The organism is Pannonibacter sp. I15F10I1 (genome assembly GCF_900185665.1).
GTDB lineage: Bacteria > Pseudomonadota > Alphaproteobacteria > Rhizobiales > Stappiaceae > Pannonibacter > Pannonibacter indicus.
The window spans coordinates 369,679-381,920 of record NZ_FYAN01000029.1 but is presented as its reverse complement, the minus strand read 5'-3'; the positions used below and the strand labels follow the sequence as shown (position 1 = coordinate 381,920).

General features: G+C 62.0%; 12 protein-coding genes. 9 read left to right on the top strand and 3 right to left on the bottom strand.

From position 1 onward, the window contains the following. The first annotated feature begins 3 nt into the window (after nt 1-3). The 5 genes from IF10I1_RS22635 to IF10I1_RS22615 all read left to right on the top strand — a co-directional run bounded on the left by IF10I1_RS22635 (nt 4) and on the right by IF10I1_RS22615 (nt 5,417). Complete coding sequence (locus IF10I1_RS22635) at nt 4-858, top strand: SDR family oxidoreductase (protein WP_186392212.1); 855 nt, start codon at nt 4-6, stop codon at nt 856-858. 299 nt (nt 859-1,157) lie between these two features. Then, entirely contained in the window at nt 1,158-1,661 is a 504-nt protein-coding gene (locus tag IF10I1_RS22630; RefSeq protein ID WP_244284661.1) for a hypothetical protein, read from the top strand. 13 nt (nt 1,662-1,674) lie between these two features. After that, a complete protein-coding gene (locus IF10I1_RS22625; protein ID WP_186415283.1) occupies nt 1,675-3,360 on the top strand; it encodes a methyl-accepting chemotaxis protein in 1,686 nt (561 codons plus the stop codon). A 407-nt stretch (nt 3,361-3,767) separates the two neighbouring features. Further along, nucleotides 3,768-4,973 carry a bifunctional diguanylate cyclase/phosphodiesterase gene (locus tag IF10I1_RS22620; RefSeq protein WP_208977321.1) on the top strand — a complete coding sequence of 402 codons (1,206 nt, stop codon included), beginning with the start codon at nt 3,768-3,770 and terminating at the stop codon, nt 4,971-4,973. Nucleotides 4,974-5,216: 243 nt separating this feature from the next. Then, nucleotides 5,217-5,417, top strand: coding sequence for a cold-shock protein (locus tag IF10I1_RS22615; protein WP_019963447.1), 201 nt, complete (start codon nt 5,217-5,219; stop codon nt 5,415-5,417). A 180-nt stretch (nt 5,418-5,597) separates the two neighbouring features. Here IF10I1_RS22615 and IF10I1_RS22610 read toward each other — a convergent pair whose 3' ends face one another. Then, nucleotides 5,598-6,068 (bottom strand): Lrp/AsnC ligand binding domain-containing protein, encoded by a 471-nt coding sequence (locus IF10I1_RS22610; protein ID WP_019963446.1) that lies wholly within the window; start codon nt 6,066-6,068, stop codon nt 5,598-5,600. A gap of 123 nt (nt 6,069-6,191) precedes the next feature. Here IF10I1_RS22610 and putA point away from each other — a divergent pair, with 123 nt between their 5' ends. The 4 genes from putA to IF10I1_RS22590 all read left to right on the top strand — a co-directional run bounded on the left by putA (nt 6,192) and on the right by IF10I1_RS22590 (nt 10,382). Then, complete coding sequence (putA, locus tag IF10I1_RS22605) at nt 6,192-9,323, top strand: bifunctional proline dehydrogenase/L-glutamate gamma-semialdehyde dehydrogenase PutA (protein ID WP_186392208.1); 3,132 nt, start codon at nt 6,192-6,194, stop codon at nt 9,321-9,323. 150 nt (nt 9,324-9,473) lie between these two features. Continuing rightward, nucleotides 9,474-9,737, top strand: coding sequence for a type II toxin-antitoxin system RelB/DinJ family antitoxin (locus IF10I1_RS22600; RefSeq protein WP_186392207.1), 264 nt, complete (start codon nt 9,474-9,476; stop codon nt 9,735-9,737). Between the two features lie 87 nt (nt 9,738-9,824). Next, nucleotides 9,825-10,088 (top strand): type II toxin-antitoxin system ParD family antitoxin, encoded by a 264-nt coding sequence (locus tag IF10I1_RS22595; RefSeq protein WP_186392206.1) that lies wholly within the window; start codon nt 9,825-9,827, stop codon nt 10,086-10,088. A gap of 3 nt (nt 10,089-10,091) precedes the next feature. After that, nucleotides 10,092-10,382: a type II toxin-antitoxin system RelE/ParE family toxin gene (locus tag IF10I1_RS22590; RefSeq protein WP_122519229.1), complete on the top strand. Its 291-nt coding sequence runs from the start codon at nt 10,092-10,094 to the stop codon at nt 10,380-10,382. A 95-nt stretch (nt 10,383-10,477) separates the two neighbouring features. On the opposite strand, the gene IF10I1_RS22585 is transcribed toward IF10I1_RS22590, so the two are convergent. Both IF10I1_RS22585 and IF10I1_RS22580 read right to left on the bottom strand, forming a co-directional pair. Beyond that, nucleotides 10,478-11,275 (bottom strand): hypothetical protein, encoded by a 798-nt coding sequence (locus tag IF10I1_RS22585; protein WP_186392205.1) that lies wholly within the window; start codon nt 11,273-11,275, stop codon nt 10,478-10,480. Between the two features lie 60 nt (nt 11,276-11,335). After that, nucleotides 11,336-12,133: a hypothetical protein gene (locus tag IF10I1_RS22580; protein ID WP_186392204.1), complete on the bottom strand. Its 798-nt coding sequence runs from the start codon at nt 12,131-12,133 to the stop codon at nt 11,336-11,338. Nucleotides 12,134-12,242 lie beyond the last annotated feature (109 nt).

Sequence of the window (12,242 nt, the reverse complement as noted above, 5' to 3'; positions counted from 1 at the left end):
CCCATGCGCCTGTTCATCTTCGGAGTTGGCTATTCCTCGAAGGCTTTCGTGGAGCGCATCCGGCACCGCTGCAGTTGGATCGGCGGCACCACGCGCTCCGGGGCCAAGGCGGAGCAGCTGAAGGCGCTGGGTGTCGAGCCCTTCCTCTTTGACGGCACGCAGCCGGGCAAGGGCATTCTTGAAGCTCTGGCCGGCGCGACCCACGTGCTCCAATCCATCGCGCCCGATGAGGCAGGCGATCCGGTGCTGATACACCACGGCGCGGATGTTGCCGCTGGGCGCCCGCAGTGGATTGGCTATCTCTCCACCGTCGGCGTCTATGGCGATCATGACGGCGCCTGGGTGGATGAAGATACGCCCTGCCGCCCGGTGTCGCGCCGCTCGGTGCAGCGGGTGGAGGCTGAAACCGCCTGGCTGGAGTTTGCCGCGAAGGAGGATCTGCCGGTGCAGATCTTCCGTCTGTCCGGCATCTATGGACCGGGCCGCAATGCGCTCGTCAACCTGCGCAATGGCACGGCGCGGCGCCTGGTCAAGCCGGGTCAGGTGTTCAACCGCATCCGGGTCGAGGATATTGCCGGCGCGTTGGAAGCGTCCCTCGCAGAGCCGAAAACCCGGATTTACAATGTAACCGATGATGAGCCTGCACCGCCGCAGGATGTCGTGACCTATGCCGCCCGGATTTTGGGGATGCAACCGCCTCCGGAACAAGATTTCGAGACGGCGGAACTTTCGCCGATGGCACGCTCCTTTTACGGGGAGAACAAGCGTGTCTCAAATGCGCGGATCAAAAGAGAATTGGGATTTGAATTTTCATACGCAAACTACCGGGAGTCGCTGGACCAATTAATGGAGAATTAAACACTGTTATATCTGTCAATATACAACCCTCAGAAATTGCAAAGAATTTCCGGCGGATTGACTTCAGATTGAATATTCTTGACCGGATATGCTCTTAATTTGGTCGATGTGACCTTTAATTGCGCAGTTTCATTCATTCTTAACTGGCTTATTTCAGCCTTGTGCATGTAAAAAGCACGAGGCTCATCATGAAGAATGTCTGCGCCGCTTCGATTCTTGGTTTGCTTGCAATGGGGTTGCACTCCGCTGCTTTGGCCCAGCCATCCGCTCCCGATCCTGCGTCCCTGATCACCCCGGCCGTGATTGAGAGCATACGCGCGGAACTGGGCAATCCCATTGTGCCTCTGTCGATCAAGGCGCAGAACGGCAAGCGCGGCAGGATCTCGCAAGCGGAGATCGATGCTCTGGACAAACAGTGGGTGGATGAGCGCAAGGCGAGCGACAAGCCCCTGATCGCGGCCACCCTGTCTGCCCCGCTGTCCACCTATCTTTTGCGCATGCAGGCGGGAAGCCTGGGCCTCTATGCCGAGATTTTCGTGATGGATGCCAATGGGTTGAATGTCGGCCAGAGCAGCATCACCAGTGACTACTGGCAAGGCGATGAGGCCAAGTTCCAGAAGACATTCCCCTTCGGCGCCGATGCCGTCTTCATCGACAAGGCCGAATGGGATGAAGACCTGAAGGTCTGGCTCTCCCAGCTGAACATCACGATCGCCGATCCCGAAAGCGGAAATCCCATCGGTGCTGCCACCATCGAAATCAACCTGACCGAGCTTGAGCGCCGTTCAGGCGCCGGAAGCTGACGGGAGGCCAAAGATGCTCAAGAATCTGTCTGTTGCCCAGAAGGGCATTGCCGCCTTCGCCGGGTTGTCGCTGATCAGCGTCGCGGCGGGTCTGACCACCTATTACAAGACCGTCGCTGCCGCCGACGCGGTGACTGCCATGTCACAGCACTATCTGGTTGCCACGCAGATCGACGATCTTGAGGTCTCCGTGATTCAGGAGAACCTTGAGCTGAAAGTCTTCCTGCTGACGGGAGACCGTGAAGCGCTTGCCCGGGCCCAGGCGATGGGAGAGGAGGTCAAGGGGCTGCTCGCCACGCTTGGCAGCAGTGTGGCGGATGTCTCCCCATCCGATGCCGGTCTGGTGTCAGAAATTGCAACGACGCTGAATGCCTGGCAGGTGCAGTTTGTCGATGCGCAGATCCAGAACATGCGTACGCCCGAGACAGTGGATCTTGCCCGGGCGATGGAACTGTCGGGTGAAGGCAATGCGCTTCAGGCCAAGGCCACTGAGGCCATCCGGGCGCTGGAAGAGACAATCGACGCGAAGATCGAGCAGCTCGCAGAAGTCGAGAAGGAAGCCCTGTCCGATGCCCGCACAATCGCACTGGGCAGCGCGGGCCTGATGCTGCTCTTTGCCATGCTTTTCGGGTTCCTGAACTTCCGGCTGGTTTCGCAGCCGTTGAAGACCCTGTCCGGCGTGCTCGGGCGTCTTGCCGATGGGGATCTGAACGCACAGGCGAACCTGGGCGGCCGGCGCGACGAGATTGGCGACATGGCCAGTGCCATGGAAGTTTTCCGCGAGAACATGCTGCGGACCCGTGAGCTCGAAGCGGCTGGCGAGCGTCAGCGTACCGAGGCTGAAGCAGCGCGCAAGCGTGGCATGGATGAAGTCGCCAGTTCATTCGAGACGGCCGTCCTCACCATCTCCGACGAGATGATCGGCGGGCTGACGAACCTCAAGGGCACGGCCTCCTCTCTGGCGACCATCGCCAGCGAGACCAACCGCCAGGCTTCTTCCGTCGCCGAGGCGTCCCAGCACACGACGAACAACGTCAACACGGTTGCCAGCGCCACGGAGGAACTTTCCGCCTCCATCGCCGAGATCAACGAGCAGGTCCACTCCGCCTCGAAGGTGGCCGCCAAGGCCGAGACCGAGGTGGACCGCTCCAATCAGGCGGTCGGCAAACTGCAGGATGTGGTGGTCCGCATCGGCGATGTGACGCGTCTCATCAATGACATTGCCAACCAGACCAACCTGCTGGCCCTGAATGCCACCATCGAGGCAGCGCGCGCCGGTGAGGCGGGCCGCGGATTTGCCGTCGTCGCCAGCGAAGTGAAGGCGCTGGCGGAGCAGACCGCCAAGGCGACGGAAGAAATCGACAGCCAGATCTCCGAGATGCGCGTGGCAGCATCCGAGTCCATTGAGGCGACGGCTGCCGTGGCTGAAATGGTGAAGCTGATTTCCGAACGTACCACGGCCATGGCTGCGGCGACCGAGCAGCAGAATGCCGCCACCAACGAGATCGCCCGCAACGTCTCGCAAGCCGCCAGCAGCACCCATGGCGTGACGGACTCCATCGGTACTGTGAGCAACTCGGCACAGCAGACGGGGGTCATCAGTGAAGACATGCGCCAGGCCATCGAGGAGCTGCATGACCGGTCGGCCCGCATGCGTCAGGCGATGACGGACTTCCTCAATCAGGTGCGCGTTGCCTGAGGCCAGGATGAAGCAGATCAGGACCGGGCCGGGAGGCCCGGTCCCTTTCATTTGGGCACCGGAGTTTTTCACTTGGTGCAGGGCAATCAATGTTGATTGCCTTTTAATTGAAAATTGTAATATCTATGCGCGTAAAATTGACAGGTTCACCTTGTGATTAGCCGTGACGATCCATAAAATTGAGTAAAATTCTAAACAAATCTAGTCGAGGAATGGGTCTTTCCCAGGCGGATGTTTCGGGGTGGACATCCTCCGGCCGTTATAATCTGCGTGTCCGCACGCTGATTTTATATGGAGGGGCGATCACTCTTGCCATCAGCGCCGCGTGGTCGGCTTTTTATGCCGGTTACGGAGTTCTGTTCCACTCGTTCTGGACTTTTTTAGCCGCCTTATCAGGCGCGGTCACGATGTTCCTGGCATGGCGCTACCGGCTCAGGGAGGCAGCTATCGTCCTCTCGCATGCGGGGCTGCTGACCACTCTGATTGGATGCTTCTTTGATGTGCCGCCGGAAGGGCTGGGCCGGGCTGTACATTTCAATCTGTTTCCCATTGTCGCAGCCACCTTTCTGGTTTTCAGCCATGAGGGGGTCTATCTGCGGGTGCTGCTGCCGCTCTTCGGCGTGTTGTCGTTTCTGATCGTCTCGCTGGGTCTGGCGCCGCTGCCCCCGCACGAATTCGTCAGTCCGGTCGCCGGTCTGCCTGTTGTCATCGGGCTGCACACCATCACCGGCATTGTGGGACTATGCATTGTCGTCATCGCATTGCAGACCAGTGTGAGCGCCCGCCACGCCATGGAAGGCGAGATCCGCAAGGCAATCGCCAGGGGGGAGTTCTATCTCCAGTATCAGCCTCAGGTGGACGCAAGTGGCCGGACACTGGGCGCCGAGGCGCTGCTGCGCTGGAAGCATGGCAAAAAGGGAAATATCTCACCCGGAGCCTTCATTCCGCTGGCCGAGGAAACCGGGCTGATCATTCCCATTGGGGAATGGGTGCTGCGCACGGCCTGCGCCCAGCTCGCCGCCTGGGCTGCTTCGCCGCTGACGGCGCAACTGACCGTGTCCGTCAATGTCAGCGCATCCCAGTTCCGCCAGCCGGATTTCGTCGAGCAGGTGCGCAGCATCGTGCGGCTGAGTGGCGCACGCCCGGAGCTTTTGAAGCTGGAACTGACAGAAAGCGCCCTTGCCGAGGATGCGGAAATTGTCGGCAGCAAGATGCAGGCCCTCAAGGAGCAGGGCATCAGCTGGTCGCTGGATGACTTCGGCACCGGCTACTCCTCGCTCAGCTCCCTGAAGCAGCTGCCGTTTGACCAGCTGAAGATCGACCAGTCCTTCGTCCGTGACCTCCTGAACGATGACCGCAACCTGGCGATTGTCAGCACCATCCTTCAGCTTGGCCAGAGCCTGGGGCTGGAGATCATTGCCGAAGGCGTGGAAACGCAGGCGCAGTTTGACCTGCTGCAGGCGGCCGGATGTTCCAGTTTCCAGGGCTATCTGTTCAGCCGCCCGGTTTCCGCAGCCAGTCTTGCGGATTTCATCGAGCAAGGCCCCGCCGGTCTGCGCGCAACCGCTCCGGATTTTGCACCTATGCGCGCGGCTGAACTCGCCACCACTTGACATTGCTCTTCCCAGGGCCCATCTGTGTAGCCGTGCAGCAATGCCGCAGCCTGCTAGAGGATGCGGAGAAGAGGCCGTTAGGCTTCTGTTAACCACGCAAGTGTGAAGCTGACACAAGGCAGCCACCAGTCATTCCTGACAAGAGGTGGCGATCCTCCAATGACAACTGTCATCGAGCCGTCGAAAAAGCCAGCTATAGAGCTGGCCGATGACCTATGATGTGACGTAAAGAAAGAAGAAAAAATGGACCACGGAAATGTAAAGTGGTTCGACATGCACCGGGGAATTGGTGCGATCGAACCTCAGGAAGGGGACGACGTCCTCGTTGATCTGGCGAGCCTGCGCCGTTCCGGCATCGGCAGCCTGCATGAAGGCCAGCTTGTTGCCTTCGACATGGCCTTCCGCGCCGGCCGCAGCATGGCCGAACATGTGAAAGTGCTGTAAGCTGCCGCATTCCTGCGGCTTGCAGCTTGTTCCTTGCCCTCGCGTTTCTGCCTGTGGATGGATGACGTTTCTGGAAGACGGACTGATGCAACGTTCGCCCGGAAATGCCTGCAGGATTACCATCAGAAACGCGCAAGGCTCCCCCGACGGTCTCACCGGCCGCCGCCAAACCTCTCCCTCTCAAATCGGCAGAACGTGGGTGTCCTTGACATCCTCCATCACCGCGTAGGTATGCGTTTCACGTACGCCCGGCAGGTTCAGGATCACCTCTGCCAGAAACTGCCGGTAGTGGGTCATGTCGCGCACGCGGCTTTTGATGAGATAATCAAAGCCGCCTGCGACCATGTGGCATTCCAGCACTTCGGCCGAGCGGGCCACCGCTGACGCAAAGGCGTCGAACACGTCCGCCGTCGTCTTGTCCAGTTTCACCTCCACGAACACCAGCAGCCCGAGATTGAGCTTCTGCGGGTTCAGCTCTGCGGTGAAGCGCAGGATGTAGCCCTCGCGGATCAGCCGTTTCATCCGCTCGGACGTGGCGGTGGCGGACAGGCCGATCTTCTCGGCCAGATCCGTGTTGGTGATCCGCCCATCCTCCTGCAGCGCGCCCAGGATTTTGCGGTCGATCCGGTCAAGGTCCGGAATATTCTCCATCAAGAGGCCTCATTTCCAGAAAATATCAGGTTTCATAGCCTGTCTTTGGCGAAAACCAAAGCGAGATTGCGGGTAATCTGGCGGAAAGCCCTGTTGCGCCCTGCGCCTGCCGGAGATCCGATCTTGAAGCCTGCGTCTGCCCCGCTTGCCCCCGCTCTCACCGCTTCCCCTTTCCGCGCGGAGTTCGCCCCCGATGATGGCGCACTGGTGCGCCGCATGCTGGCGGAAACCCGCCTTGCCGCTGATGCGGAAGCGCGGATCGACGCCAAGGCTACAGCCTATATCGAAGACATGCGCGGCGCCCGTTCGGGCCTTGGCGGCGTCGAAGACTTCATGCGGGAGTTCGGCCTGACCACCCGCGAGGGCCTTGCCATGATGGTGCTGGCCGAGGCGCTGCTGCGCGTGCCGGATGCGGCCACCGCCGACAAACTGATCGAGGACAAGCTGGCCGCCGCCAAATTCGGCGAGGGGGAAGGGCGCAAGTCCGACACCTGGCTTGTGTCCGCTTCCTCCTGGGCGCTCGGCGTCACCTCGCGGCTGCTGCATCCGGGCGACACGCCGGACAGCATCCTCACCAGCCTTGTGCGCCGCATCGGCATGCCGGCCGTGCGCACGGCAACGCGGCAGGCCATGCGCCTTCTCGGCCACCAGTTCGTGCTGGGCGAAACCATCGAGGATGCTCTGAAGCGGGCCAAGGCTCTGGAGCCGAAGGGCTACCGCTTCTCCTATGACATGCTGGGCGAGGGTGCGCGCACGCAGGCCGATGCGGAACGCTACTTCCGCTCCTATGCCGCCGCCATCGAGGCCATCGGCAAGGCCGCCGGGTCCCGTCCCCTGCCGGACCGGCCGGGCATTTCCGTCAAGCTGTCGGCACTGCATCCGCGCTATGAGGCGGTGAAGGAAGAGCGGGTGATGGCCGAACTGCTGCCCCGCGTGCTGGACCTTGCCCGCATGGCCCGCGCCCATGATCTCAACTTCACCATCGACGCGGAAGAGGCCGACCGGCTGGAACTGTCGCTGGACCTCATCGCCCGGATCGTGGCCGATCCGGTGCTGGAGGGCTGGAATGGTTTCGGCCTTGCGGTGCAGGCCTATCAGAAGCGCGGACAGGAGGTCATTAGCTGGCTTATTGATCTGGCGCGCCTTCACAACCGGCGCCTGATGGTGCGGCTCGTCAAGGGCGCCTATTGGGATACGGAGATCAAGCGGGCGCAGGAGCGGGGGCTCGCAGACTATCCCGTCTTCAGCCGCAAGGCCGCGACGGACCTGTCCTATCTCGCCTGCGCCCGCCGTCTGCTGGCCGCGCGCGATGTCATCTATCCGCAGTTCGCCACCCACAATGCGCTCACTGTCGCCCAGATCCAGGAGATGGCGGGCAAGCCGGAAGGCTTCGAGTTCCAGCGCCTGCATGGCATGGGCGAAAGCCTCTACAAGGCCGTGGTGGAGCGCGATGGCTATCCCTGCCGCATCTATGCGCCCGTCGGCGGTCACAAGGACCTCTTGGCCTATCTGGTGCGCCGCCTGCTGGAAAACGGCGCCAATTCCTCCTTCGTCTCCATCGTCGGGGATGCCAGCATTCCCGCAGCAGAGCTGCTGAAGCGCCCTGCAGAATTGCTCGAAGGGGGCGAGCGCGCCCGAAACCGCTCCATCGCGCTGCCTGCAGATCTCTACGCCCCCACCCGCCGCAATGCGGCCGGGCTGGAGCTGGGCGTCGAAGCCGAGCGAAACGCGCTGCTTTCCGGCATGGCGCGCCAGAGCTTCCCGGCCGTCACCGCCCGTCCGCTGGTGCCGGGCCATGAGGGGGCCATCCGCCCGCGTGCCCTGCTGTCGCCCATCGACGGCAGCCTTGTGGCCGGTGAAGTGGCCGAGGCTGACGCGAAGCTGGCAGCAGCGGCCATGGAGGTTGCGGCCAGGGGCTTTGAGAGCTGGTCCCGCACGCCGGTGGAAGACCGCGCCGCTGCCCTCGACCGGATGGCGGATCTGATGGAAGAAAACCGCGACCGGCTGATGGCGCTGCTGGCGGCCGAAGCCGGCAAGACGCTGACTGATGGCATTGCCGAAATCCGCGAGGCGGTAGATTTCTGCCGCTATTATGCCGCTGAAGCACGCGGGCTCTTCGGCGAAGGCCGTCTGATGCCCGGCCCGACGGGCGAGGAAAACCGTTACCGCCTGCGCGGGCGCGGCGTCTTCGTCTGCATTTCGCCCTGGAACTTCCCGCTCGCCATCTTCCTCGGGCAGGTGGCAGCCGCGCTTGTCGCCGGCAATGCGGTGGTGGCCAAGCCCGCCGAACAGACGCCGCTGATTGCCCATGAGGCGGTGCGCCTGTTCCATGCCGCCGGTGTGCCGGAAACCGCGCTGCTCTATGTGCCGGGCGACGGCGCAGTCGGTGCGGCGCTGACGTCCCATCCGAAGGTGGCGGGCGTTGCCTTCACGGGCTCAACGGAAACGGCCTGGGCCATCAACAGCGCCCTTGCCGCCCGTCGCGGGCCCATCGTGCCGCTGATTGCGGAAACCGGCGGCATCAATGCCATGCTGGTGGATGCCACCGCCCTGCCGGAACAGGTCTGCGATGATGTGGTCACCTCCGCCTTCCGCTCCGCCGGGCAGCGCTGCTCGGCCCTGCGGCTCTTGTTCCTGCAGGAGGACGTTGCGGATCACCTTCTGGAGATGATCGAAGGTTCGGCGCGCGAGCTTACTCTTGGCGACCCACGCCTTGCTGAAACCGATATCGGCCCGGTGATCGACCGCGAAGCGCGGGACAACATCCTCACCCATGTGCGGGTGATGGAATCGGCCGGGCGGCTGAAATTCTCCGGCAAGGAGCCGGACGTGACCCTCGCGGGCGGCACCTATGTGGCCCCGCAGATCATCGAGCTGGAACGTCCCGAGGACCTGACGCGCGAAGTCTTCGGCCCGGTGCTGCATGTGGTGCGCTACAAGGCAAAGGACTTCGGCGCCATGCTGGAAAAGATCGCCGCCTCCGGCTACGGCCTGACGCTCGGCGTCCATTCCCGCATCGACGCCACGGTGAAGCAGGTGGTGGACCGGCTGCCGGTGGGCAATGTCTACGTCAACCGCAACATCATCGGCGCTGTCGTCGGCACCCAGCCCTTCGGCGGCGCGGGCCTCTCCGGCACTGGCCCCAAGGCCGGCGGCCCGGCCTATCTGCAGCGCTTCGCCCTCGAACAGGTCATCTCCCTCAACACCGCCGCCTCCGGCGGCAACGCCAGCCTGCTGGCCCATTCGGGGGAGTAGGGGGGGAGGGGCTGTATTTCTTCCGGACTGTCAGTCAGACACCAGTTTCTCTCTTTCGTTGATAGGACAGCGTTCAAAAGCACGCTGGACATCAGACTGGAAAGGAGAAGAAAATGTAGCTACATTGGAGCTACATGAAGGGGGGGAGACATGCACTCAGATTCGGTCGTACGTGCTCGCATCGACAGGGACACAAAGGAACGGGCAACCGCTGCTCTGGAAGCAATGGGGCTTTCTGTTTCGGATGCGATCCGGCTGCTGATGATCCGGATCGCTGATGAACAGCGGCTCCCATTTGCCGTTAAGATTCCAAATGCCGAGACCCGTATAGCCATAGCCGAGATTGAAAGCGGCAAGGGCAAGAAGTTCGCCAGCGTGGAGGATCTGATGGCGGACCTGCATGCGGATGATTGAGTGATTGCGGCCTGCATCCCCTCTGGCATTGCGCCAATCTGCATCATAAGTATGATGAAGTATGATCATGCTGCAGGAGGTTCCGTCATGGGCGCTGTCGAACGAATGACGATCACCGTGCCGGCCGAAATGGCCGAGACATTGCGTCAGACGGTAGCGTCGGGCGAATATGCCTCGGCCAGCGAAGTGGTCCGGGAGGCTCTTCGTGCCTGGACCCGTAGCCGGGACACGGAGCGGCAGGACCTGGAGGCCTTGCGGGAGGCGATCAAGGCGGGGCTGGACAGCGGGCCGGGCATCCCGGCGGACCAGGTGTTCGCAGAACTCCGTGCAAGATATGCGGTGAAGCCCTGATCCATGGCGCGGCTGATCATCCTGCCAGCCGCCATGGCCGATCTGATCGAGATTGGTGACTTCATCGCCCAGGACAATCCTGCCCGAGCCCTGTCCTTTGTGGCCGAAATCGAGGCCAGGATGCTTCAGGCTGCTGAACGTCCGGAAAGTTTCCCTGCCCGGGACGATCTGTGCAAGGGACTGCGTTCAGCCCGGCATGGGCGCTATCTGATTTTCTTCCTCGATGCTGGTGAGGAGGTACGGGTTGTGCGGGTTCTCCACGCCATGCGAGATCTGCCGGACCTGCTGGGTTGAGCCCTCAGGGCCTGCCATTTTCAGCCGCCCCCTCACCCCCCTGCGGCGCACCGACCTTTGCGCGGCTTGCCGGATCAGGCAGGCAACACCGGTGTTCAGGTCTTCTGTCCGCCGCCGCTCCAGTCAGAAAAGAAGACCCCAAGGTGGCCAAATGGGGTCACCCCTGCCAGTCCATTGTCCAGGGCCTCCTTCACCGCCCCGGTGGACTGCATCTCAAGCGTCCATTTTGTCGATCTGCCGAACTCATTCTGGGATGTTATTGAGGTGTAGGAGAGATTGAGGCCTTCAACCTCGGCCGGGTCTTCAATCCTGAGCGTGCCATTGGCCACCGCATCACGCAGTTTCTGCAGCTCTTCGGTCTTGCCTTCCCGTTCCAGTTGGGCCGCGTCTCCGGCCAGGTCAAAGAGAAAACCCTGAATCAACATCACCTGTTCGGAGTCGGTGGGATCTGTCCCGCCAATGCCACCTCTATGGACAATCCTGTGTTGCTCGATCAAGTGCTCGAAGTCGTAACCCTTGAAACCGCCAGCGGCTGCGTCCTTGAGAACCTTCAGCGGTTCGAAGGAACCATCCGTCTTGCCGGAGCCCGGAGCCTGGGTGAAGAGGGCTTTGCCTGCCTCTCCGGTTCTGGAGGCGGTGCCGCCCTTCTGTGCCGTGAGGATTTCCTGCAGCTTGTCGGCCACTTCCTTGTCGGAGCCCATCCGGGACAGGGCTTCCTGTGCCTGCCGTGACAGGTCGACAATGGCGGCCGGGTTGCCGGCGGCGCCGCCAGCCTGTTCTGTGCCAGAGCGCCCGCCCGGCTGCCGCCCTTCCGCCTCCGCCGCGCCGGGCTTGCGCAGCGAACTCAGCAGATCAGACCCCGAACGCGGGAGACCGGAAGCAATCTGTGTCATGGCATCACCTTGTTGAGAGGGGCAGCGCGGCTTGCCGGATCAGGCAGGCAGCAGCGGTGTTCAGGTCTTCTGTCCGCCGCCGCTCCAGTCGGCAAAAAAGGCCCCAAGGTCGGCATGGGCGGTCACCTTTGCCAGTCCCTTGTCCAGGGCCTCCTTCACTGCCCCGGTGGACTGCCTCTCAAGCGTCCATTTTTCAGATATGCCGAACTCGTTCTGGGATATTTTCACGGTGTAAGAGAGATTGAGGCCTTCAACCTCGGCCGGGTCTTCAATCCTGAGTGTGCCATTGGCCACCGCATCACGCAATTTCTGCAGCTCTTCGGTCTTGCCTTCCCGTTCCAGTTGGGCCGCGTCTCCGGCCAAGGAAAAGAGAAAATCCTGAACGAGCTGTTCCTGTTCGGAGGCGGCCGGCCCGATAATGCTAAAACCGTCTCTCTCGGCAATTCTGTGTTGCTCGATCAAGTGCTCGAAGTCGAAACCCTTGAAGCCGCCAGCGGCTGCGTCCTTGAGAACCTTCAGCGGTTCGAAGGAGCCATCCGTCTTGCTGGGGTCCGGAGCCTGGGTGAAGAGGGCCTTGCCTGCCTCTCCGGCTCTGGAGGCGGTGCCGCCCTTCTGTGCCGTGAGGATTTCCTGCAGCTTGTCGGCCACTTCCTTGTCGGAGCCCATCCGGGACAGGGCTTCCTGTGCCTGCCGTGACAGGTCGACAATGGCGGCCGGGTTGCCGGCGGCGCCGCCAGCCTGTTCTGTGCCAGAGCGCCCGCCCGGCTGCCGCCCTTCCGCCTCCGCCGCGCCGGACTTGCGCAGCGAACTCAGCAGATCAGACCCCGAACGCGGGAGACCGGAAGCAATCTGTGTCATGGTATCACCTTGGTGAGGTGTTGGGGAGAATCGTAATCACAGGTTGCATATTGGGGCGGCAAAAGTTAACAGCTGCTTAACATTTACCGGGAAGGCGCGGGCCGCAGAG

Excerpts from the sequence above, each read along its gene's own strand:
- IF10I1_RS22610 (WP_019963446.1), bottom strand. The coding sequence starts at position 6,068 with ATGGAGAATATTCCGGACCTTGACCGGATCGACCGCAAAATCCTGGGC.
- IF10I1_RS22620 (WP_208977321.1), top strand. The coding sequence starts at position 3,768 with ATGTTCCTGGCATGGCGCTACCGGCTCAGGGAGGCAGCTATCGTCCTC.
- IF10I1_RS22600 (WP_186392207.1), top strand. The coding sequence starts at position 9,474 with ATGCACTCAGATTCGGTCGTACGTGCTCGCATCGACAGGGACACAAAG.
- IF10I1_RS22635 (WP_186392212.1), top strand. The coding sequence starts at position 4 with ATGCGCCTGTTCATCTTCGGAGTTGGCTATTCCTCGAAGGCTTTCGTG.
- IF10I1_RS22580 (WP_186392204.1), bottom strand. The coding sequence starts at position 12,133 with ATGACACAGATTGCTTCCGGTCTCCCGCGTTCGGGGTCTGATCTGCTG.
- IF10I1_RS22615 (WP_019963447.1), top strand. The coding sequence starts at position 5,217 with ATGGACCACGGAAATGTAAAGTGGTTCGACATGCACCGGGGAATTGGT.
- IF10I1_RS22595 (WP_186392206.1), top strand. The coding sequence starts at position 9,825 with ATGGGCGCTGTCGAACGAATGACGATCACCGTGCCGGCCGAAATGGCC.
- IF10I1_RS22590 (WP_122519229.1), top strand. The coding sequence starts at position 10,092 with ATGGCGCGGCTGATCATCCTGCCAGCCGCCATGGCCGATCTGATCGAG.
- IF10I1_RS22585 (WP_186392205.1), bottom strand. The coding sequence starts at position 11,275 with ATGACACAGATTGCTTCCGGTCTCCCGCGTTCGGGGTCTGATCTGCTG.
- IF10I1_RS22625 (WP_186415283.1), top strand. The coding sequence starts at position 1,675 with ATGCTCAAGAATCTGTCTGTTGCCCAGAAGGGCATTGCCGCCTTCGCC.